Origin of the sequence: Bacteroides sp. CAG:633, from assembly GCF_000435115.1 — a bacterium.
Classification (GTDB): domain Bacteria; phylum Bacteroidota; class Bacteroidia; order Bacteroidales; family Bacteroidaceae; genus Bacteroides; species Bacteroides ndongoniae.
Genome location: NZ_FR883096.1, coordinates 20,585 through 21,603, shown reverse-complemented (window position 1 = coordinate 21,603; position 1,019 = coordinate 20,585). Strand labels below are relative to the sequence as shown.

The window sequence follows — 1,019 nt, the reverse complement described above, 5'->3', positions numbered from 1 at the left end:
GGAAGAGCAAACACATTGGAGTGGCCAAGTTGATAACTGCTGTACCTGTAACTAAGGAAGAGGAAGAACGTATCAGAAACAGTGCCTCTACCTTGTTGCATGCCCGCATGGAGTTGCAGACCGAGGTAGATCCGTCAGTTTTGGGTGGATTTATCTTTGACGTTAACAATTTCCGTCTGGACGCGAGCATTGCGACCCAGTTGAAGAAAGTGAAAGAGCAGTTCATTGATAAGAATAGAAGAATCGTTTAATTGCGACTGGTGTTTGACTGACGATAATGCCGGTCTTTTTAAAAAGGAATAAAATGTTGTCTGAAAATATAAAAGTAAGCGAAGTTTCCGATATCCTCCGCAAGCAACTGGAAGGCATTGATACCCGGGTGCAGCTGGACGAGGTTGGTACGGTGTTGCAGGTCAGCGATGGCGTGGCACGTATCTACGGTCTGCGCAATGCCGAAGCCAACGAGTTGCTGGAGTTCGACAACGGTGTCAAGGCTATCGTGATGAACTTGGAAGAGGACAACGTGGGTGCCGTTTTGCTGGGTCCTACCGATAAGATAAAGGAAGGATTCATCGTGAAACGTACAAAGCGTATCGCCTCTATTATGGTAGGAGAGGGAATGTTAGGACGTGTGATAGACCCGTTGGGTGTTGCGCTCGATGGCAAAGGACCGATTGGAGGTGAACTTTGCGAAATGCCGTTGGAGCGTAAGGCACCGGGAGTTATTTTCCGTCAGCCGGTAAATCAGCCTTTGCAGACTGGTCTGAAGGCGGTGGATGCCATGATTCCTATCGGCCGCGGACAGCGTGAGCTGATCATTGGCGACCGTCAGACAGGTAAGACTGCCATTGCCATTGATACCATCATCAACCAGCGTGCCAATTACGAAGCCGGCGATCCGGTATATTGTATTTATGTAGCCATCGGCCAGAAAGGTTCGACTGTAGCCTCTATTGTCAACACCTTGCGTCAGCACGGAGCCATGGACTACACCATTGTGGTAGCCGCTACGGCCGGCG

1 protein-coding gene and 1 pseudogene are annotated in these 1,019 nt (G+C 49.8%); both read left to right on the top strand.

All coding sequences use genetic code 11. The features are described 5' to 3' along the window. Window positions 1–251 (top strand): F0F1 ATP synthase subunit delta (locus QVP67_RS10020; protein WP_288180100.1); only part of this gene is annotated, 251 nt, incomplete at its 5' end. Between the two features lie 56 nt (window positions 252–307). Continuing rightward, window positions 308–1,019: pseudogene (locus QVP67_RS10015) on the top strand (F0F1 ATP synthase subunit alpha); the annotation flags it as partial.